The organism is Pseudomonas sp. 31 R 17, assembly GCF_900004915.1.
GTDB classification, from domain to species: Bacteria; Pseudomonadota; Gammaproteobacteria; order Pseudomonadales; family Pseudomonadaceae; genus Aquipseudomonas; species Aquipseudomonas orientalis_A.
In genome coordinates this window covers 72,991-94,053 of record NZ_CVTN01000086.1, presented here as the reverse complement: position 1 = coordinate 94,053, position 21,063 = coordinate 72,991, and the positions used below count along the sequence as shown (strand labels likewise).

The window sequence follows — 21,063 nt, the reverse complement described above, 5'->3', positions numbered from 1 at the left end:
CGATGTCAAGGAACACGCAGCCAAAACACCGCACTCAGGCCTCGCGCCTGACCTTCAAATGCCGCGCATACCAGGGCCGCTTCGGCACGCGCTTGAACAGGCCCTTGAGCAGTTCCTCATCGGCGCCGAAGGTGATGCGCAGGGCCAGTTTCATGATTTCCGGGTCCATTTCCAACGAGCGGCCCTGCTGCAACCCCGGCGTGGTGCTGCAGCCGTGGGTATCCGGGCCGAGCCAGGGGTCGCCGACTTCAACCCAGCGCCCCGGTGCGAACCAGGCTACGCCGTTGACTTCGAGCCGGGTGACTTCGCCCGGATGGAACCGCTCGTGGGCACGGAACCAGTCTTCGATGCGGTCATCGATCCAGCCGTGGAAGTGCCAGAACACCGGGTTCACGTGGGATGAAAACGGATCGCCGAGGAAGTCGTTTTCCGGTGCGTACCAGCGTGCGGCGAAGTCCGCAGGGTCGCGGGCAAACGGCACCGGGGCGCCGTTGGACGGGTCGCGCGGCACAGAAGCCCAGCGCATGTGCAGCCAGTCGTGCAGGCCCAGTTCCATCTCCGAGCCCAATTGGCCCAGGGTCAGCCTGGCCAGGTAGCGTGGGTCGCGGTATTGGGATTCCCACACCTGGAAATTGCTGTGGTAGGTCTCGGCAGCCTTGATGTCGCTGACCCACTGGGTGTAATCGGCGTCATCCGGCGCCGACCAGCACGGCGGCAACGCAAAGCCGTCGTGGTTATCGAAGTAGCGCACGAAGCCCGGGCGATCGCGCTCCAGCGCCGGCTGGGGCTCGGGGAAATGCGGCCATGACGGCAGGTCCTGCATGGAGCGGGCAGTGCCCAGCATATGGCGGTGCATGAAGAAAAAGTCGATGCCCGAGCCGTTACGGTCCTTGAGCTTGCCCCGCGCATCGCGCTCCCGGCCACGCGGCCCGGGTTGCCAGCCGATGCCGCGCAGGGCCTCGCGCTTTTCTTCGGAGAGCTTGTGCCATTGGTCGCGGGTGGCGTGCCACAGCTGGTGAAACAGACGATGTTCGGGAGCAATCAGCCAGGCCAGCAGGGTCGGGTTGAGGCCGATACGTTGGCGGGCTTCGGGGAACAGCTGTTTGTGGGCGATGAATCGGTTGTCGCGCTCGGTCAATGCCAGGGGCCGCTCAAGGTCGAGGATCTGCCCACTGAGGGTGCCGCTGCCGGCATTGCCGAAGTCGGCCCAGACTTCATCGAGGGTCATCTTGAATTCGTAGGCCGGGATGCCCGCCGCCGAATCGCGGTCGATCAGCCGCCAATAGAGCAAGGCGCCCTCGCCCGTCAGCAGATCGCCCAATACGCGGTAGCGCGGCTCGCCGTCGGCCCGCAGGTTCTCGGCGGTGTCCAGGTAACCGCGCAAGCCACGGCCACGGGGCGCGATGTCCAGCAGCAGTTCCAGGCCCCGGGACGGCAACCCCCTGAGGCCGGCATCGCGGCCTTCCAGGCGCAGGCTCCACACGCCGCGCAACGTATTCGCCAGATGCTGGCCCTGGGTGTCGGCCAGGTCGACCGTGGCTTCGCCGGGGGTGACCGGGAATTCTTCTTCCCGCGTCAGCTCGCGATGGGCATAAAAGGCCGCGGGCACCGCCGCGCCGGTCAGCGCCAGGCCTGCGATGAACCCACGTCGAGAGATCGTCATTGTCTACCTTAGGAAACGGCTTAATCAGAGCTAGAACGTTTGCAGCCTGGGGAAATTTACCGCCCGGGCAGCGCCCGCTAAATTTCCCCGGTCATCGCTCGTTCTTCCCTGATAGCAAAGGCCTCAACTGACTGAGATGGCAATGACAAAACCACGTTCGAAAAAGGCGCTGTATATCGGCTTGCCGCTGGCACTGGCGGTCGCTGCCGGGGCCGGCTTTCTGGTCTGGAATCATTGGTTCAAGGGCAACGCCGGCTACCCGCTGGAGGTGATCAAGCAGGCCAATGAAATGCAGGATCGCCTGTTGTCGTTCGACAGCCACATCACCGTGCCCATGGACTTCGGCACCGCCGGCAATGAAGCCGACAAGGATGGCAGCGGCCAATTCGACCTGGCCAAAGCGGCGCGCGGCCGATTATCCGGCGCGGCCCTGACCATTTTCGGCTGGCCGGAAATCTGGAACGGCCCCAACGCCCCGCACAAACCCACCGACGGTTTTGTCGAGGAAGCCCGCCATGAGCAGGAGGTGCGCTACACAATCATCTCCGGCATGGTCCGCGACTTCCCCAACCAGGTGGGCATCGCCTACACCCCGGACGACATGCGCCGCCTGCACGGCGAAGGCAAGTTCGCGATCTTTATCAGCATGCTCAACGCCTACCCGCTGGGTAACGACCTGAACCAGCTGGACCTGTGGGCGGCGCGCGGCATGCGCATGTTCGGCTTCAGCTACATCGGCAATAACGCCTGGTCGGATTCGTCGCGCCCGCTGCCGTTTTTCAATGACACCACCGACGCCCTCGAGGGCCTGTCGCCCATCGGCCAGCAAGCGGTGCAGCGCCTCAATGACCTGGGAGTGATCATCGACGTGTCGCAGATGTCGACCAAGGCCCTGGAACAGGTCGCGCAGTTGAGCCGTACACCGATGGTAGCGTCCCACTCGGCCCCCCGGGCGTCGGTGGACATCCCGCGCAACCTCAGCGACAAGGAACTGCAACTGATCAAGAGCAGCGGCGGCGTGGTGCAGGTGGTGGGCTTTCCTGCCTACCTGCGCCCCCTGAGCCAGCCGACCCAGGACAAGCTCAACGCCCTGCGCGCCCGCTTCGACTTGCCGCCGCTGCCGAACCTGGCGATGGCCTTGATGCCGGGCGATGCGATCATCGCCGCGTGGCCCGAACAGCGCTTCGGCCAGTATGCCAGCGAGCTGTACGCGATTCTCGAGGAAGAGCCCAAGGCGACCCTCAAGGACTGGGGCGATGCCATCGACTACACCGTGCGCAAGATCGGCATCGACCACGTCGGCATCGCGTCGGACTTCAACGACGGCGGTGGCCTGCAGGGCTGGGAGAACGTTGGCGAAGTGCGCAACGTCACCGCCGAACTGATCCAGCGCGGTTATTCCGAAGCCGATATCGCCAAGCTGTGGGGAGGCAACTTCCTGCGGGTGTGGGAGCAGGTCCAGAAAGCCGCCAAACCCCTGGCTCATCAAGCAGTCAGCCCATGACCGACCGTCGCACATTCCTCAAGCAGGCCGGCGTATTGGCCGCCAGCCTGCCGCTGGGCAACACGCTGATGCCCCAGGCGCTGGCCGCCGCCACGAACGACCCATGGACAGGCTTGAAACAGCTGTTCAACCAGGACCCGGATTACCTGCATTTTTCCAACTTCCTGGTAGCGTCGCATCCCAGGCCGGTGCGCGAGGCCATCGAGCGCTACCGTGCGCAGATCGACCGCAACCCCGGCCTGGCGATGGACTGGGACCTGCAGGAAACCTGGAAACGCGAAGGCCAGGTGCGTGAATGGGCGGGCCGCTACCTGAACGCCACGCCGCCACAGATCGCCCTGACCGGCAGCACCTCCGAAGGGCTGGCGATGATTTACGGTGGGATCAAGGTGCGCGCCGACCAGGAAATCCTCACCACCGAGCATGAGCATTACGCGACGCAGAACGTCCTGGATTTTCGCGTGCGCAGGGAAGGCACCCAGGTCCGCCGCATCCGGCTGTTCGACAGCGCCAGCGGCGTGTCCGCCGATGAAGTGCTGGGCAATATCCAGCGCAATATTCGCCCCAACACCCGCGTACTGGGCATGACCTGGGTGCAGTCGGGCAGCGGTGTCAAATTGCCGATTGGCGAAATCGGCCAGTTGGTGAATGAATACAACCGCAACCGCGACGACAACGACCGCCTGCTCTACGTGGTCGACGGCGTGCACGGTTTCGGCGTGGAAAACCTCGACTTCCCGGCCATGCACTGCGACTTCTTCATCGCCGGCACCCACAAGTGGATGTTCGGCCCGCGCGGCACCGGCCTGGTGTGCGCTCGCAGCCCCGACAACACCTACGTCACACCGATGGTGCCGACCTTCTCCGAAGACAAGGATTTCGCCACCACCATGACGCCCGGCGGCTACCACGCGTTCGAACATCGCTGGGCCGCCGACGAAGCCTTCAAGTTGCACCTGCAACTGGGCAAGGCAGCGGTGCAGGCGCGTATCCACGCACTCAACGCCGAGCTTAAAGCGCAACTGCTGGCGCATCCGCAGATAGAACTGGTCACGCCGCGCAGTCCAGCGCTGTCGGCAGGTTTTACCTTCTTTCGGGTCAAGGGCCAGGACTGCGATGCGGTGGCCAGCTACATGATGAAAAACCGAGTGGTGATCGACGCCGTGGACCGCGATGTCGGGCCGGTGATCCGCACCTCCCCCGGCCTGCTCAACAGCTCAGATGAGATCCAGCGCTTCATGGCGTTGCTGAGCCAGCGGCTGTGACCTTTTTTTATTTGAACGAGACGCTCACATGACGCCATTTCGACTCAAACCCCTGCCAGCCCTGGCGCTGACCGCACTGTGCGGCGCCCTGCTCCCAGGCCTGGCCCAGGCGGCGGCACCGCAACCGGGCAAAGTCTTCAAGGACTGCAAGGACTGCCCGGAAATGGTGGTCTTGCCTGCCGGCACCTTCACCATGGGCACCCCGGAAGACGAAGTCGGCCGCGAGCCGGACGAAGGCCCGATGCATGAGGTGACCTTCGCCAAGCCCTTCGCCATGAGCCGCTTCCACATCACCGCCGGTGAATGGGACAGCTATGTCCGCCAGACCGGGGTGAAGATCGCCAATGGTGATGATCGTCCCGGCCGCGAATGCATCGCCAGCAAGCCCCGCTACCCCCAGGGCCCGCGCCAGCCGGCGGTGTGCATGGACATGGACGATATTAAACACTACGTGGCCTGGCTGTCGAAAAAAACCGGCCAGCAGTACCACATGGTCAGCGAAGCCCAACGCGAATACGCAGCCCGCGCCGGCACCCGCGGGCCGTTCCCCTTCCCGTTCGACGAAGGCAAGGGCTACAGCATTGCCAGGCACGCCAACACCTACGGCCCGGCGGACGGCTACAGCTATTCGTCACCGGTGGGCAGCTACCCGCCGAATGCGTTTGGCATGTACGACATGCACGGCAATGTGTATGAACGGGTTGCCGATTGCGAACACCCGAACTACATCGGTGCACCGACCGACGGGAGTGCCTGGATGGAACCGAACTGCGAGTCCTACCAGATTCGCGGCAATGACTGGGGCGAGGCGCCAGTGTTTTCCCGCTCCGGCAACCGCAACAACATCTACCCGCAGACGCGCGGTGACTGGATTGGTTTCCGCGTAGTGCGCGACCTCTAAGCCATACATCAATCCAATGTGGGAGGGTCAGTGAATACTTCTGCAACTGACCCACCGCCATCGGGGGCAAGCCCCCTCCCACATTTGAACTTCATGCGTCGGGAGGATTGTATTCACCCGCAGAAGCGGCGTGACTGGATGGGTTTTCGGGTAGTACGCGAGCTCCAAGCCATACACCAACCCAATGTGGGAGGGTCAGTGAATACTTCTGCAACTGACCCACCGCCATCGGCGGCATGGGCCGCTACCCGGTTGGTGTACTCAACCCGCCTGCACCGCCGGCGTCGCCAATCGATTGCAGCCATACAGCACCATGCCCAACACAATCAGCGCCCCGCCCCGCAACCAGGTATCCAGGCTTTGCTGGCTCAGCAGGATCAGGCACGAGACGATCGCCAGCACCGGCACCCAACTCGGCACGCGAAAATGCTTTTCCTCGATGGTGTCACGCCGCAATACCAGCACCGCCAGGTTGGTACTGAGAAACACGAACAGCAACAACAACACCACCGTCTCGGCCAACGCCGCCAGCGTGCCGGTCAGCGTCAAGGCTATGGCCACGGCCGTACTGGCAATGATCGCCACCCAGGGCGTACGGCGCTTGGGCAGCACGCGGGACAACGGCTCCGACAACAGGCCCATGCGCGCCATGCCGTAGGTCAGGCGGCTGGCCATGACCATCGTCAGCAGCGCGCCATTGGCGACCGCCACCAAGGCAATGAAGGCAAACAGTTGCGGGGGAATATTCAGGCCCGAGGCGCGCACCACTTCGAGCAGCGGTGCCGATGTGGCTGTCAGCTTGTCCATCGGCAGCACCACGGAGGCAGCAACACCAACCGCCATATACACGATACCCGCCACGATCAACGCGGCGAACAGCGCACGCGGGTAAATCCTGCGCACACCACGGATTTCTTCCGCCAGGTTGGCCGACGTTTCGAAACCGACGAACGAATAGAACGCCAGCAATGCGGCGCCGAGCACGGCGAGCATCGGGTTGATGCCAGGTTTGAATTCGAACGCCCGCCCCAAATTGGCTTCGCCCGACTGAAAGCACCAGGCCGCAGCGACCACCACCAACAACAGCCCGGACAGTTCCACGCAAGTCATGACCATATTGGCGCCCAGCGATTCCTTGATCCCGCGCGCATTCAACAGCGCAATCGCCAGCAGAAAAACCAGAGCCGCCACATGGGGCGAGACATCGATGAACGCGGCCAGGTAGTCGCCGGCAAACGCCAGGGATAAACCGGCGGCGCTGGTGACGGCGGCTGCAAGCATGCAAAAGCCCACCAGGAATGAGATCAGCGGCGACTTGAAGGCTTTTTCGGCGAACACCGAAGCGGCACCCGCATGCGGGTACTTGGTCACCAATTCAGCGTACGAGCCGGCGGTGAGCATGGCGAAAAACAACGCCACCAGCAGCGGTACCCAGATCGCCCCGCCGACCTGGCCGGCGATGGTGCCGGCCAGCGCATACACGCCCGCGCCGAGTACATCGCCGAGGATGAACAGAAACAACATCGGGCCGGTTACGGCGCGGCGCAAGGACGGCTTGGAAGGTTCGGCTTGGCTCAAACTGGATTCGGACATGGGCGGCTCTGGCGGCAGGTTGCAATCAGCGATCATCCGGCGCAGGCCGGCTGAAGCGGGGCTATTTCCAATGGAGAAGACCTGCGCGGCCAAAGTTCCTTATTTAAAAGGTCCGTTATTTAGTAGCAGCTCCCTTGGCTACCTCCCGGCCGAACGCGAACGTCTGTAAAAACCCAAGGCTGAAACGTGTCAGCCAAGTCATCACCAAAAAATATGCATAAATGCATTTTCGTCCTTGACCCGAAGACCCAAGTCTTCTAAAGTCGAATAACTGTATATAAATACAGTATTAACTTAGCTTCACGGACGAGGTTACCTATGAAAAGCATCACTGAAAAATTTGGCAAAACACCCCACCTGCCCAGCCTGTGGACCCGCGCCGACGCGCTGAAAGTCCATGCGGACGACCCCACCACCACCCAGCCGCTGGTCAGTGCCGACTTCCCGGTACTGAGCGACAAGGTGTTTATCTGGGACACCATGCCGCTGCGCGACATTGATGGAAATATCACTTCCGTCGATGGCTGGTCGGTGATCTTCACCCTGACCGCAGACCGTCACCCCAACGACCCGCAGTACCTCGATGAGAACGGTAACTACGACATCACCCGCGACTGGACCGATCGCCACGGTCGGGCAAAGATGTACTACTGGTACTCCCGCACCGGCAAGGACTGGAAACTCGGCGGCCGGGTCATGGCTGAAGGCGTTTCGCCAACGGTGCGCGAATGGGCCGGCACGCCGATCCTGCTGAACGAGCAAGGCGAGGTGGACCTCTACTACACCGCCGTCACACCCGGCGCGACCATCGTCAAGGTGCGTGGCCGCGTGGTGACCACCGAGCATGGCGTCAGCCTGGTGGGCTTCGAGAAGGTCAAGCCGCTGTTCGAGGCCGACGGCAAGATGTACCAGACCGAAGCGCAGAACGCCTTCTGGGGTTTCCGCGATCCATGGCCGTTCCGCGACCCGAAGGACGGCAAGTTGTACATGCTGTTCGAAGGCAACGTGGCCGGCGAGCGCGGCTCGCACAAGGTGGGCAAGGCAGAAATCGGCGATGTGCCGCCCGGTTATGAAGACGTCGGCAACTCGCGCTTCCAGACCGCCTGTGTTGGTATCGCCGTGGCCCGTGACGAAGACGGCGACGACTGGGAAATGCTGCCGCCGCTGCTCACCGCAGTCGGCGTCAACGACCAGACCGAACGTCCGCACTTCGTGTTCCAGGACGGCAAGTACTATCTGTTCACCATCAGCCACACCTTTACCTATGGCGACGGGGTAACCGGCCCGGACGGTGTGTACGGTTTTGTCGCCGACTCGCTGTTCGGCCCTTACGTGCCCTTGAACGGTTCCGGCCTGGTCCTGGGGAATCCGTCTTCCCAGCCCTTCCAGACCTACTCGCACTGCGTGATGCCCAACGGCCTGGTGACCTCCTTCATCGACAGCGTACCCACCGGCGAAGGCGGGACACAGGTGCGCATCGGCGGCACCGAGGCACCGACGGTGGGCATCAAGATCAAAGGGCAGCAGACATTCGTGGTCGCCGAGTATGACTACGGTTACATCCCGCCGATGGTTGACGTCACGCTCAAGTAAACAAGGTCAACAGACGTCGTAGCATGGCTTGATCATTCCCATGCTCTGCGTGGAAACGATCAAGATTCACAGAAAAAAAAGCCACTCGATCGAGTGGCTTTTTTTATCCAAGTACGCACCGGCTATCTGGATAACTCATGCCGGCCGCGACGTTAACGCCAGGCGAACTGCCAGCAACACCAATACGAATGCCAGGCCCCGCGACTGCCACTTTGCGGACTCGCCGTGGTGGGACGCATAACCCCGGATGATTCCCCCCATCAGGCCCAGCACGACGTGAAAAATGATCGCGATCAAGGTTAATACCAACCCCAGCGTCACTATTTGCAGGGCAACCGCAGAACTGCCGCGCACAACGAACTGCGGCAAAAACACCATGAAAAACAGCAACGCTTTGGGGTTGAGCAAAGAGTTGAGCATCGCTCGGATGAACACCGACATCAGCGACGCCTGGAGAGTGGCATGCGTTGAACGTGCGGCACGCACCCGCAGGGCGTTCCAGGCCATCCAGAGCAGATAGAACGCACCGGCCCAGCGGATCAGGTCGAACGAGGGTGGCCACTGCGCTATGGCGGCTGTGAGGCCGGCTGCGGTGAGCGCGGTCAATACCAGGTCAGCCGCGCCGATTCCGAACGCAGCAGCGACGCCGCCACGCCAGCCGTAGCTGGCGCCGTGCGCAATCACGAAGGCCATGTTGGGGCCGGGAGACATCAGTAACAACAACACGGCCCCCGCAAACAGCAGGAGCGTCGATGGCTCTACCATGGGCGCTCCAGATCGCCGTAACAGGCGTTGTGAGGCGTGCTGCCATGGGGGTGAGCTGCTTTTTCGAGGTCGGTGCACCCGACCGTCACGTGACTGAACATGCCTCAATCGATTCGACGCCGCTGGAACGGTTGCATCCTGCGCGCCGGGTTCGCCTCCCTGCTGTATGAAAATGGGAGCCTACGCCCGCCATTTGATACACACAAAGAATTGTCCTGGATACATTCAACCGGACCATTGCCCACGCGCCAGGATCGAGTTGGCGACAGGCCTGCTCGGCTCAAGCGATAGCCCGGCATTGCGCGGCGCCTTGGGGCTGATCAGCCGCGGCCAACCGAGCTGCGCGCGGACAACGACCACGGCATCCAGGACTTTCTGCGTCCAGCGTATGTCCTGCGGATCGACCACGACAACGCGGAAGCCATGATCGGCGCCTTCAATCTGCACGCCCTCGGAATCATCGACGTGCAAGTCGATGTCGAATGCCGGCGGATACTTGGAAGGCGCATTCGACAGCCCATGCCCGGTCAGGGCGCGGTTGTGCAGCACACTGTTGACGACCCCGTCGACGCGGATTCCGTAGAGCAACAGCCAGCGGCGGATGTAGGACGGCGTGCGGCCGGACGAGGTATAGACCCAGACACTGCAGCCCTGGCGGCGCAACTCGCGGATCAAGGAACGTGTGCCGATACGCAACGGTTCACCCAGCCAACGATGCACACAGGCCGGCACCCAGCTGGTTTCGACAGCGCAGTGGTGGAGCTGGCAGGCCAGCGTGTCATCGATGTCAAAGGAAATACGCAGGCGTTGACGTTTAAATCGGCGCATCAATGGCCTCCCTGTCGCAGGGGCCGCGGCGTGCCGCCCAGGAAAAATTTGCCTGGATCAGGCGCTTGGTGTTCCAGGAAGGCTGCATACTTTTTCTTGATCTTGGGCAGTTCATACAAGGCCTTGACGCCATGTTTGGCAGAGTTGCGTATCACCGAGGACGGGTTGAAATAGCCCTCGGCGTTTTCAAGCGTCAGCACGAACGGCGGCAAACCTGCACGCATGAGCAGATAGCTGACGATGAGCGACCCACTGCGGTTGTTGCCTTCGATGAACAACTGCGGCTTGCTGAGGATGCGCACGTAGACGCCGGCCGCCCGTTTCCAGACCGATTCGCTGCGATACGCGCAATACCAGTTGAACAAGTCCTTGATACCGCCCTCGACGTTATTGAAGAAATGCTCCTCGGTCGCCGCCAGGTGCTGGGCGTACTCCACCCGCCGCGCCGGGTCTCGACCGCACAGCACCGTGGCGTTGATTTCCAGCATCAGGTTCAGCTGATGAAGATCAAACAGGTCTACGCCGCGTGCGACATAGTCGTCAATCAACGCATAGCCTTCAAGCACATTGAGCAGCACTTCGTCGGTCAAGGGGTCACGCGGCTCGGTGAAGTGCCGGCTAAGCTCGGCGAAGCGCTCCTGCACTTCGCGCAATGCGCGCTCAATGGCAGGTAAATCAAGGCGATGCGTTACAGACATTGAAACTCCTTGGAAACACGAGGTAAAAAATCTACCGGTTCACGCCAAGTCCGTTTGGCGTTTGCATGTGGGCGGCCCAGGCCGGACGGTGTGACTCAGCTGAACTTGCCGCTGATGTAGTCTTCGGTCATTTGCTCGCGCGGCTTGCCGAAAATCTGCGCGGTCGGGCCCATTTCGACCAGATACCCCGTGCGCGTGCCCTGGGAAATATCCACCGAGAAAAACGCCGTGGTGTCCGCCACCCGGATCGCCTGCTGCATGTTGTGGGTCACCAGCGCGATGGTGTAATCCTTCTTCAGCTCGACCATCAGTTCTTCGACGCGTCGGGTGGCGATCGGGTCGAGCGCCGAGCACGGTTCATCCAGCAGCAACACTTCCGGCTCGGTGGCGATAGCGCGCGCGATACACAGGCGTTGCTGCTGGCCGCCGGAGAGCGACAAGCCGCTGACCTTGAGCTTGTCCTTGACCTCGTCCCACAGGGCGGCGCCCTGCAGCGCGTGTTTGACGCGGTCGCCCAGATCGCCCTTGTAGCGATTGAGGCGCAGACCGAAGGCGACGTTGTCGAAAATGCTCATCGAGAACGGGTTGGGCTGCTGGAACACCATGCCGATGTAACGGCGCACGACCACAGGGTCGACGCCCTTGCCGTACACGTCCTGGCCAAGAAAATGCACATGCCCTTCGAAACGAAAGCCCTTGACCAGGTCATTCATGCGATTGAGGCTGCGCAGCACGGTGCTTTTGCCACAGCCGGAAGGCCCGATGAAGCCGGTGATCTTGTTTTTTTCGATCGGCACGTGGCTGTCACGCACGGCCATGAAGTTGCCGTAGAAAATCTTGTCGAGCTTGCAGTCCATGACCACAGGCGACTCGGTCACAAACGGAGCGGCTATTTGCGCAGTGGATACGTTCAAAATTCAGGTGCTCCCGCTTTTAGTACTTGGGTTTGCCGAAAATACGGCTCACGACATTCACGACCAGCACGATCATCACCAGCACCAGCGAGGCCGCCCACGCGAGTTCAAGCTGATTGTCGAAAGGCATGCCGGAGAAGTTGTAGATCAGCACGGCCAACGAGGCTGTCGGGTTCATGACGGCCAGGTTGCCGTCGTGGTAGATCCAGTAGTTGCTGAACAGCGCAGTGAACAGCAATGGTGCGGTTTCGCCCGCAGCGCGCGCCACGGCCAGCATGACGCCGGTCAGGATCGCCGGCAGGCCGGTGGGCAAGACGATTTTCCAGATCACCTGCGAACGGGTGCAGCCCATGCCGTACGCAGCGTCCTTCATGATCTTGGGCACCATGCGCATCGACTCTTCGGCCGTCAGCACCACGATTGGCAGCATCAGCACGGCCAGCGCCACGCCACCTGCCGGTGCCGAGTAGGTTCCGGTGGTCATCACCACCAGCGCGTAGGCAAACACCCCGGCCAGAATGGACGGCAAGCCGGTGAGCATCTTGGCGGCAAAGCGCGCAGCGCTCGCCAGTTTGCTGTCAGGCCCCAGTTCCGCAAGAAAGACGGCGGCCAGGATACCGACCGGCACGGCGATCGCCGCCGCAATGCCGACCATCACCAGGGTGCCGGCCATGGCGTTGCCGAAGCCGCCGCCGGTCTCGAAACCGGTCGGCGGCAATTCGGTGAAGAGCTCCAGGCTCAGGCGCGCACCGCCTCGGGTGATCAGCATATACAGCACGGAGATCAACGGTACGCTGGCCAGCAGCGCGCCGAACCAGACCAGTGTGGTCAAGACCAGGCTGCGCAGGGCGCGGCCTTCGAAGCGGCGCTGCAGGCTGGGCAGCGCGGCGGCAGGCGTGGTGAGGTTGGTCATTGTTTGGTCCCCCGCTGGGCGTAGAGCATGAGCATCGAACCCGCCACGTTGACCAGCAGCGTGATGAACATCAGCACCAGCGCCGCGTACATCAACACCTCGATCTCGTTGGGCCCGGCCTCGGGAAAGTTCAGCGCCAGCAAGGCCGCCAGGGTATTGGCCGGTGCAAACAGGGACAGGGAAATGTTGTTTGCGTTACCCACCAGCATCGCCAGGGCCATGGTTTCCCCCAGGGCGCGACCGAGGCCAAGCACCAGGGAGCCGAAGATACCGGTGGCGGCCGATGGCACCATCACCTTGAGAATCGCTTCCCAGTGTGTCGTGCCCATGCCGTAGGCGGCCTGTTTGGTTTTCATCGGCACCGCGGTGAGCGCGTCCTGGGACACTGCGGCAATGGTCGGCAGGATCATGATCGCCAACACCAGCGCGGCCGGCAGCAGGCCCGGCCCGCTCAGGGATGTACCGAAAAAGGGAATCCAGCCAAGTTCCGTGTTCAGCCATGCCGTCAGCGGGCGGATGGCGGGAATAACTACATAGATGCCCCACAGGCCGTACACCACGCTGGGGATCGCCGCGAGCAATTCGACGATGGTGCGAAACACCGCAGCCAGCTTGGCGGGAAGGAAATCCTGGGTGAGAAAGATCGCCATGCTGACGCCAAAAAAGCCGGCGATCATCAACGCGATAAAAGCACTGTACAGCGTGCCCCAAATCGCCGGCAGAATGCCGTACTTGCCTTGGTTGACATCCCAGACGCTGCCCAGCAGCACGTCAAAACCGTGCTTTTCCATGCCTGGAAGGGCCTTGCGCCCTACTTCGAACACCAGTGCGAAGACCAGCGCCAGCACCAGCACCACGCCGATGCGTGCAAGCGCACGGAACGTGCGATCCATCACAAAGTCCTTGGTGGACGGTGGCTGGCACGCAGAGTCCGGGTTACCCGGTACGACAAAAGGTGTGTTCATGGGTTAATTCCGAAACAGGGAAGAAGTGCTCCCGGCATGGCTGACTGCCCATCCCGGAAGCGACCTGGCACGCCTTACTGAATGTTGGCGGAGGCTTTGCGAACCTGCTCGACTACCGAAGGCGGCAGCGGGATGTAGCCCATGGAGTCAGCGATTTTCTGCCCTTCGGTCAGGCTGTACTCGACCATTTCACGCATGGCCTTGGCCTTGGCCGGGTTGCCGTTGTCCTTGCGGAAAATCATCCAGGTGTAGGACGTGATCGGGTAGGACTTCGCGCCGTCCGGGTCCGGCAGCCAGGCCACCAGGCTTTCCGGCATCTTCACCGCAGCCAGTGCTTCTGCACCGCTTTCGGCATTGGGCACAACGTACTGGCCGGCCTTGTTCTGCAACTGGGCGAAGTCAACCTTGGCCAGTTTGGCGAAACCGTATTCGATGTAGCCAATCGCGCCAGGGGTCTGGCGTACGGTGGCGGTCACACCGTCGTTCTTGGGCGACTTGATGAACTTGTCGGTGGCCGGCCAGTTGACGGTGTTGCCTTCACCCAATGCTTCCTTGAAGCCAGGGTTGATCGCCGCCAGGTGCTTGGTGAATACCGCGGTGGTGCCACTCGAATCCGCACGCACCACGACGGTGATAGGCGTAGCCGGCAGCTTCAGGTCCGGGTTGGCGGCAACGATCTTGGGATCGTTCCACTGGGTAATCTTGCCCAGGAAGATATCGGAGTACACATCGCGCGGCAGCTTCAGGCCCTTCGGATTGCCCGGCAGGTTGTACGCCAGCACGATTTCACCGGCGGTCATCGGCAGCAGTTGCACGCCCTCGGCAACCTTGGCGATGTCTTCGTCTTTCATCGCGGAGTCACTGGCGGCGAAGTCGACGGTTTTGTTCAGGAAGTCCTGCACACCCGCCCCGCTCCCCTTGGACTGGTAGTCAACCGTGACGCCCGCGCTCTTCTTGCTGAAATCCTTGAACCAGGTGAGGTAGATCGGGGCCGGGAAACTGGCACCGGAACCGGTCAGGCGGATGCTTTCGGCAGCAAACACCGAAGTGGCGCTCAGAGAAACCGCAACGGCGAGTGCAGCAGACTTCATCAAGCTTTTCATTCAGGAACTCCGTGGTGTAATTTCGGGCTCCCGGGACTGTGCAGCAGCTTTGTTACGATTTTATGAAAAATCCATGGCAGGCGCGTTTTTGCCCCCTTTTGCCGGCGCAAACTGGCATTTTGCCGTGATTGCTTCGTAACAAATTGCGACTACCAGGCGAATTCGTCCCTTTCGAGCGCAAACGAGACGAAGACGCCCGCCGGCTTACTTGCCTCCCGTCACGTCAAGGAAGGTGCCGGTCACGAACGACGCTTCGGCGCCGGCCAGCCAGAGAATGGCCTGTGCCACTTCCTCCGGTTGGCCGCCGCGCCCCATGGGAATCGAGTCTTTGACGCGATCGACGCGGCCCGGCTCGCCGCCGCTGGCGTGCATGTCGGTGTAGATGTGCCCCGGGCGAACACAGTTGACGCGTATGCCCTCGCGCGCCACTTCCTTGGAAAGCCCGATGGTAAACGTCTCCAGGGCGCCTTTTGACGCCGCATAGTCGATGTATTCGTTGGGACTGCCCAGGCGTGCGGCGCCGGAAGAGACGTTGATCACCACCCCGCCCGGCCCGTTGTGCCGGTAAGCCATGCGCTTGACCGCCTGCTGGGCGCAGAGCATGGGGCCGATGGCATTGACCGCAAAGATGCGCTGCATGCGTTCATGGCCAAGATCCTCCAGGCGCGACTGGGTCGCCAGCACCCCGGCGTTATTGACCAGGACATCAATGCGCCCGAACGTGCGGTCGATGGCCGCGAACAACCGCGCGACCTGTTCGGGGTCTGCGCTGTCGGCCTGCACGGCCAGGGCCTTGCGCCCCGCTGCCTGCACATCCGCCACCACCGCCAGCGCCGCCGGTTCGTTGGCCACGTAGCTGATCGCGACGTCATAGCCCCTGGCGGCGGCCAGTCGAGCGGTGGCAGCCCCCACGCCGCGACTGCCTCCGGTGATCAGGATCAGGGGTGCCTGTGTGACTTTGTCCATTTGAATGACCTCCTGCGTTGTTGGCTGTATCAGCCGATGATGAGGATGCCGGCTACGATCACGACACAGGCCAGGATGCGGCGCAGGGTGAGCGTCTCGCCGAGAAACAGGTAACCGATCAACAGCGCAAACAGCACGCTGGTTTCGCGCAATGCCGACACCGCGCCCAGGGGCGCTTCGTTCATGGCGTAGATAACGATTGCATAGGCCAGCAAGGAGACCAACCCGCCGAGCGCGGCGGTCAACAGGCCGGGCCGCACACTGAACAAGCTGCGGGCATCGCGCAGGCCGATGTACACCAGCGGCATCAGCACACCCCACAAGGCGCACATCCACGCGGTGTAGGCCAGCGGCGCGCCGGAGAGTCTGGCACCGATGCCGTCGACGACGCTGTAGGCCGCGATGAAGCAGCCGGTGCCCAGCGCATAGGGCAGGCTGGGAACCGACAGGCTGCGGCCCTTGAACGCCAGCGAAATGATCCCGCCAGAGACCAGCGCGATACCCAGCAACTGCCCGGGGGCAATGCGCTCGCCGGCGAAGACGGCGGCGCCCAGGGTGATCAGCGCCGGCGACGACCCACGGGAAATCGGATAGATCTGCCCCAGGTCACCGACCCGATAGCTGCGCACCAGGAACAGGTTGTAGCCGACATGCAGCAAGGCTGAAAGCAGCGCGTAGCTCCAGCTCTCAGTCGCGGGTATCGGCATGAACACTGCAGCGACGCCACAGGTGATGGCAATGGCGATGCACATCACCGTCATCGACCACAGCCGGTCGGCACCGCCACGCAGCAGCGCATTCCAGCTGGCGTGCAGGAGCGCGGCGAAAAGAACCAGGCAAACAAGATGGATAGGCATGCGCCATCTTAGGCAGACCGGCACTGGAACGACAGCGAAGTTTTCTCATCGCACCATGAACAAATACTCATATCTATTGAGCGGCTTGTTGCACTCTCAGCGCCTCGCCCATCAACCATTGTCGGAAGTCGAGGATATGCGGCTGCGCCTCGATGCCCTTGGGGCACACAAAGTAGTAAGCCAACGGCGATGGGAACGGCACGTCGAACAGCCGCACCAGACGGCCATCAGCGATTTCGTTTTCCACGTGGCCGCTGCGCACCAACGCAACACCCTGGCCAAGCAAGGCGGCCTCGACGGTCATGTTGCTGTCGCCGAACCTGACGCTTTCCCTGAGCGGTGAAAACGCCAGCCCGACGGACTGGAACCACGCCTCCCATTTCGGCACCAGCTCGGCGCCATCGCGGGTCAGCAGCGGCAAACGCAATAATTGGGCCGGATCGCGCGGCGTTCCGAGGCGCTGCAGCAGGTCGGGGCTGGCCACCGGAAACACCTGCTCGCCGAACAGAAACTCCGAGTACAGACCGGGATAACTGCCCTTGCCCAGCCGAATCGCGACATCGGCCTGGCCCTGCGCGAAGTGGATGATCTTGTCGGTGGTGTCCAGCGAGACCAGCAGCTCGGGGTGCTGACGGGCCAGGCTCGGCAAGCGCGGCAACAGCCATTTGAGTGCGAACGAATAGGTGGTGCTGACGCTGAGCCGCACCCGGCCTTTTTGCTCGCGCAGATCGCCCAGGGTCGCCTCCAGGCTAATGAAGAATTCGCGCACGATGGGCGCCAGCGTAGCCCCCGCTGCCGTGAGGCGCAGCGGTTGACCGCGTTCAAACAGCTGCAGCCCCCAGAGCGTTTCCAGGTGCTTGAGCTGGTGGCTGACCGCGCTCTGGCTCACATGCAGTTCCTGGGCGGCGGCCGTAAAGGTCGGATGCCGCGTGGCGGCTTCAAATGCGCGCAAGGTGGCGGTCGGCGGCAGGTCTCTCATAGGCAGGGTCTCGGCGAGTGGGCAGGAACAGGCAGGGCATGAACTCAGGCTCATGTTACGCCGAGTCAGCCCTACACCGGAAACTGCGCCCTGATCAGCGTGCCACCCTCGGCCAGGTTGCTGGCGGTCATGGCGCCGCCATGGGCCTGGCAGATCGCCCTGGCGATGGACAAACCCAGTCCGCTGCCGCCCGAGTAACGCGCCCGGGAGCGTTCCGCCCGCCAGAAGCGATCAAATACGCTGTCCAGGTGCTGTGCCTCGATACCCGGGCCGCGATCGCCGATTTCAATCACGATCAGGTCTTGAACCTGGCACGCCATGATATTCAACTCACCGCCGCCTGCCGCATAACGCAACAGGTTATCAACCAGAATGTTGATGACCTGCCCGAGGCGATCGCGATCGGCATGCACGCGCAGTCCATCGGCCATAGTAATCTGCGTGCGAACACCGGCCTGATCCAACTGCGGCTCAAACCAGGCCAACCGTTCGGCCACCAGCCCCATCAGGGGAAAATCGCTGCGCTCGAGCACCAACCGGCCAGCCCGGGCCATCGACAGCAGGTGCAAATCATCCACCAGTTTGCTCAACTGATCGAGCTGACGCTTGACCATGCCCAACTGCGCGGCATCGCTGGGAAACACCTCGTCGAGCATACCCTGCACGCGCCCCATGGCGGCATTCAGCGGCGTGCGCAGTTCGTGGGCAATGACCGCGCTGGACTCGCGCACATCACGCTCATAGCGCTCCAGTTGGGTGCTCATGCTGTTGAAGTCGCCGACCAGCCGTTGCAACTCGTCGGGTGCATCGCGATGGACCGGCAGGCGCGTCAGGAAATCCCCGCCGGCGACGCGCCTGGCGCCCTGGGCAATCGTCGAAAACTGACTGGACAAGGGCCGCGAAAACCACAGGCCGCAGGCAATGATGATGGGGATGGCGGCCAGCACCAGGCCAACCAGTACCAGCCAGTCCTGATTGGCGATGGCCGGCTGGAAATAGTCCAGCGGGTAGTACTGGGCCACCAATTGACGCAAGCGCGCCTCGTTGAGTCCTGGGTCGGCGCGCAGTTGCTGCAGCTCTTCGCGCAACCCCGGCGGCAGGTGCTGCACAAAATCCCGATCCGACAGCGTGATGTTGAGCCACATGCACACCGAGATCACCACCACGGCGCCGATCGCCAGCAGGCTCATGCGCATGCCGATCCAGCGCCACAGCGGTTTGTCGTTGTTCAGCGATTTATCCGGCATGGGTTTATCCAACATGGTGTTTACCTGAACCGATAGCCAATGGAACGCACCGTCACCAGCACCCCGGCGATGCCATGGGTTTCCAGCTTGCGGCGCAGGTTGTGCACATGGGTATCGACGACACGGGCCAGGGCTTCGCTTTCCGGCAGGCAGATTTCCAGCAGCTCGTCACGGGTGAAGGCCTTGGACGGAGTCTGGAGCAACGTCACCAGCAGCTTGAATTCCGTCGGCGTCAGCTCCAGCCATTGCGGTGGTGCATCGCCCTGCTCGATGGCTGCGGTAAAAGCGTCAAGATCCACCCGCAGGTTCTCATGGCGCAACAGGTGTGCCACCGGCTGGTTGCCGGTGGTGCGTCGCAGCACCGCCTGTACCCTCGCCACCACTTCACGCGGGCTGTAGGGCTTGACCACATAATCGTCTGCGCCGTAGCGCAAGGCGCCAAGCTTTTCCGGTTCGTCGCCCATGGCCGTGACCATGATCACCGGCGTGTCACTGCTGCGGCGCACGGCGGACAACACCTCGGTGCCACTCAAGCGCGGCAGCATCACGTCGAGCAATATCAGGTCGGGCTGCCAGCTTTTGTGCAGGTCGAGACCGCGCTGACCGTCTTCGGCCAAGGCCACCTCATAGCCATCCCGGCGCAGATAGGCTTCGAGAATGCTGGCGCTGTCGGCGTCGTCTTCGACAATGAGGATACGTTTTCCTGACACAAAGAAGCCTCTTGATGAAACCTTGATAATTTACGAATGGTTTATTGAAAGTCCGCTGCCAGGATTGGCCTGTGCCCGACTTTCGCGAACCGATCCTATGCTCACCACCGCACTGCTGTCCAAGCCTATCCACTCGCCTGAAAGGCTCCACGCAAGCGCCAGCCTTTTCATCCCTGGGGCCGAGCGTGGCCCTGTTCGTACGGCTGTCTACGCCGGATAAAGTTGGACACACGATGATTTCTTTCAAGCACCTCTGCACAATGGCCGTGCTGCTCGGCGCGCTGTCGATAAGTATCGACAGCCAAGCCTCCTCCCCCCGGCCCGCCGATGCATTCGTCCATCCGGGCCTGCTCCAGACCCAGACGGACTTCACGCGAATACGCGAAAAACTGGCCAACCAAAACGCGCCATGGCTGGCCGGCTGGCAAAAGCTGATCGCCAATCCACATGCATCATTGGCCTGGCAGGCCGATCCGGTGCCCGTGGTGTACCGCACTTCAGATGGCTTGAATAACGACAGCACACTGTTCAACGACGCCGCCGCCGCACACGCCCTGGCCCTGCGCTGGCAGATCTCGCAAGACCCCGCCTATGCCGACAAGGCCGTGGGCATTTTGAACCAGTGGTCTTCCACACTGACGGCGATCAAGGGCAAGCCCGACAAGTCCCTGGCGGCAGGCTTGGCCGGTTATCAACTGGCCAACGCGGCCGAACTGCTGCGCAGCTACCCGAAGTGGCAGGTGACGGACTTTCATCGATTTCAGGGCATGTTGCTCAGCGTGTTCTATCCCATCAATCATGACTTCCTGCTGCGTCACGATGGGAGCCCGCCTGATCGTCACGGCGCCCGTTGGGACCTGGCCAGCATGAACTCGATCCTGGCCATCGGCGTACTGACGGATCGTCGCGACCTCTACAACGAGGCCGTGGACTACTTCAAGCACGGCAGCGGTAACGGCGCCATCGAACACGCGGTCTGGAAGCTCCACGGCAATGGCCTGGGTCAAGTCCAGGAAAGCGGGCGTGACCAGGCACACGCCCTGCTCGACATCGCCCTGCTCGGCAGTTTCTGCCAGATGGCCTGGAGCCAGGGCGACGACCTGTTCGGCTACCAGAACAACCGCGTACTGCAGGGTGCCGAGTACGTGGCCCAATACAACCTGGGCCACGATGTTCCGTTTACCCCTGTGCTCGATCGCAGGTTCAACCAGAGGGTCATCTCGCCCAACCATCGGGGCGAAATCCGTCCGATATGGGAGCTGCTCTACAACCATTACGTCGTGGGCAAAAGCCTCAGCGCGCCGAATGTGAAAGCCATGGCGAATAAGGTCCAGGTGGAAGGTGGCGGCGGCGATTATGGCCGAGACAGCAGCGGTTACGAGCAACTGGGGTATGGAACATTGCTGTATTCGTTGGGCGAATATGGCGTGTCAGACGCTGAATTGGTGCCGTAAGAAACGCCGGGGCCGAACGGCCCGGATCGTGGCTATGCATAGCGGTCAACGGTAACCACGATGCGAAGCGAGTCGCTCTTGATCTTGATCTGCTTTTGATCCTAGGCGCCCCGTTAAACCACGCTGGCCGAACGCAGGCTTGAAT

Annotated in this window: 19 protein-coding genes; 5 read left to right on the top strand and 14 right to left on the bottom strand. The window is 62.1% G+C overall.

Annotated elements, in window-relative coordinates:
• Positions 1–34: 34 nt before the first annotated feature.
• Positions 35–1,663, bottom strand: coding sequence for a pyoverdine maturation tyrosinase PvdP (locus BFP89_RS26035; RefSeq protein ID WP_065888306.1), 1,629 nt, complete (start codon positions 1,661–1,663; stop codon positions 35–37).
• 142 nt (positions 1,664–1,805) lie between these two features.
• On the opposite strand from BFP89_RS26035, the gene pvdM reads away from it, so the two are divergent.
• From pvdM to BFP89_RS26020, 3 genes are read left to right on the top strand one after another with little or no spacing between them, the layout of a single operon-like run.
• Entirely contained in the window at positions 1,806–3,167 is a 1,362-nt protein-coding gene (gene pvdM / locus BFP89_RS26030; protein ID WP_065888305.1) for a pyoverdine-tailoring dipeptidase-like protein PvdM, read from the top strand.
• On the top strand, positions 3,164–4,432 hold the full coding sequence (locus BFP89_RS26025; protein WP_065888304.1) for a pyoverdine-tailoring periplasmic protein PvdN: 1,269 nt from the start codon (positions 3,164–3,166) through the stop codon (positions 4,430–4,432). Before pvdM ends, BFP89_RS26025 begins: the two co-directional genes overlap by 4 nt.
• A gap of 28 nt (positions 4,433–4,460) precedes the next feature.
• The gene (locus BFP89_RS26020) at positions 4,461–5,333 is read left to right on the top strand and encodes a dihydropyoverdine dehydrogenase (protein ID WP_065888303.1); all 873 of its coding nucleotides are present in this window, start codon (positions 4,461–4,463) and stop codon (positions 5,331–5,333) included.
• Between the two features lie 261 nt (positions 5,334–5,594).
• Here BFP89_RS26020 and BFP89_RS26015 read toward each other — a convergent pair whose 3' ends face one another.
• The gene (locus tag BFP89_RS26015) at positions 5,595–6,926 is read right to left on the bottom strand and encodes an APC family permease (RefSeq protein ID WP_065888348.1); all 1,332 of its coding nucleotides are present in this window, start codon (positions 6,924–6,926) and stop codon (positions 5,595–5,597) included.
• A 318-nt stretch (positions 6,927–7,244) separates the two neighbouring features.
• Between BFP89_RS26015 and BFP89_RS26010 the strand changes: the two genes are divergently transcribed.
• A complete protein-coding gene (locus BFP89_RS26010) occupies positions 7,245–8,519 on the top strand; it encodes a glycoside hydrolase family 68 protein (protein ID WP_065888302.1) in 1,275 nt (424 codons plus the stop codon).
• A 135-nt stretch (positions 8,520–8,654) separates the two neighbouring features.
• Here BFP89_RS26010 and BFP89_RS26005 read toward each other — a convergent pair whose 3' ends face one another.
• From BFP89_RS26005 to BFP89_RS25950, 12 genes are all read right to left on the bottom strand, one after another.
• On the bottom strand, positions 8,655–9,284 hold the full coding sequence (locus BFP89_RS26005) for a LysE family translocator (RefSeq protein ID WP_065888301.1): 630 nt from the start codon (positions 9,282–9,284) through the stop codon (positions 8,655–8,657).
• Positions 9,285–9,509: 225 nt separating this feature from the next.
• Entirely contained in the window at positions 9,510–10,112 is a 603-nt protein-coding gene (locus BFP89_RS26000; protein ID WP_065888300.1) for a hypothetical protein, read from the bottom strand.
• On the bottom strand, positions 10,112–10,810 hold the full coding sequence (locus BFP89_RS25995) for a hypothetical protein (protein ID WP_065888299.1): 699 nt from the start codon (positions 10,808–10,810) through the stop codon (positions 10,112–10,114). The genes BFP89_RS26000 and BFP89_RS25995 overlap by 1 nt, the downstream gene beginning before the upstream one ends.
• 95 nt (positions 10,811–10,905) lie before the next feature.
• A complete protein-coding gene (gene pstB, locus BFP89_RS25990) occupies positions 10,906–11,667 on the bottom strand; it encodes a phosphate ABC transporter ATP-binding protein PstB (protein WP_065888298.1) in 762 nt (253 codons plus the stop codon).
• A gap of 76 nt (positions 11,668–11,743) precedes the next feature.
• Positions 11,744–12,637 (bottom strand): phosphate ABC transporter permease PstA, encoded by an 894-nt coding sequence (gene pstA / locus BFP89_RS25985; protein ID WP_065888297.1) that lies wholly within the window; start codon positions 12,635–12,637, stop codon positions 11,744–11,746.
• A complete protein-coding gene (gene pstC, locus BFP89_RS25980; protein WP_065888296.1) occupies positions 12,634–13,602 on the bottom strand; it encodes a phosphate ABC transporter permease subunit PstC in 969 nt (322 codons plus the stop codon). Before pstC ends, pstA begins: the two co-directional genes overlap by 4 nt.
• A gap of 74 nt (positions 13,603–13,676) precedes the next feature.
• The gene (gene pstS, locus BFP89_RS25975) at positions 13,677–14,705 is read right to left on the bottom strand and encodes a phosphate ABC transporter substrate-binding protein PstS (protein WP_057725519.1); all 1,029 of its coding nucleotides are present in this window, start codon (positions 14,703–14,705) and stop codon (positions 13,677–13,679) included.
• A 204-nt stretch (positions 14,706–14,909) separates the two neighbouring features.
• Positions 14,910–15,671 carry an SDR family oxidoreductase gene (locus tag BFP89_RS25970; RefSeq protein WP_065888295.1) on the bottom strand — a complete coding sequence of 254 codons (762 nt, stop codon included), beginning with the start codon at positions 15,669–15,671 and terminating at the stop codon, positions 14,910–14,912.
• A gap of 29 nt (positions 15,672–15,700) precedes the next feature.
• Positions 15,701–16,528, bottom strand: coding sequence for a DMT family transporter (locus tag BFP89_RS25965; protein ID WP_065888294.1), 828 nt, complete (start codon positions 16,526–16,528; stop codon positions 15,701–15,703).
• A gap of 73 nt (positions 16,529–16,601) precedes the next feature.
• Positions 16,602–17,507 (bottom strand): transcriptional regulator GcvA, encoded by a 906-nt coding sequence (gcvA, locus tag BFP89_RS25960; RefSeq protein ID WP_065888293.1) that lies wholly within the window; start codon positions 17,505–17,507, stop codon positions 16,602–16,604.
• Between the two features lie 71 nt (positions 17,508–17,578).
• A complete protein-coding gene (locus BFP89_RS25955; RefSeq protein ID WP_065888292.1) occupies positions 17,579–18,754 on the bottom strand; it encodes a sensor histidine kinase in 1,176 nt (391 codons plus the stop codon).
• Between the two features lie 20 nt (positions 18,755–18,774).
• Positions 18,775–19,464 carry a response regulator gene (locus BFP89_RS25950; RefSeq protein WP_065888291.1) on the bottom strand — a complete coding sequence of 230 codons (690 nt, stop codon included), beginning with the start codon at positions 19,462–19,464 and terminating at the stop codon, positions 18,775–18,777.
• A 233-nt stretch (positions 19,465–19,697) separates the two neighbouring features.
• Between BFP89_RS25950 and BFP89_RS25945 the strand changes: the two genes are divergently transcribed.
• Positions 19,698–20,918, top strand: a complete 1,221-nt coding sequence (locus BFP89_RS25945; protein ID WP_065888290.1) for an alginate lyase family protein — start codon at positions 19,698–19,700, stop codon at positions 20,916–20,918.
• Positions 20,919–21,063: the final 145 nt, after the last annotated feature.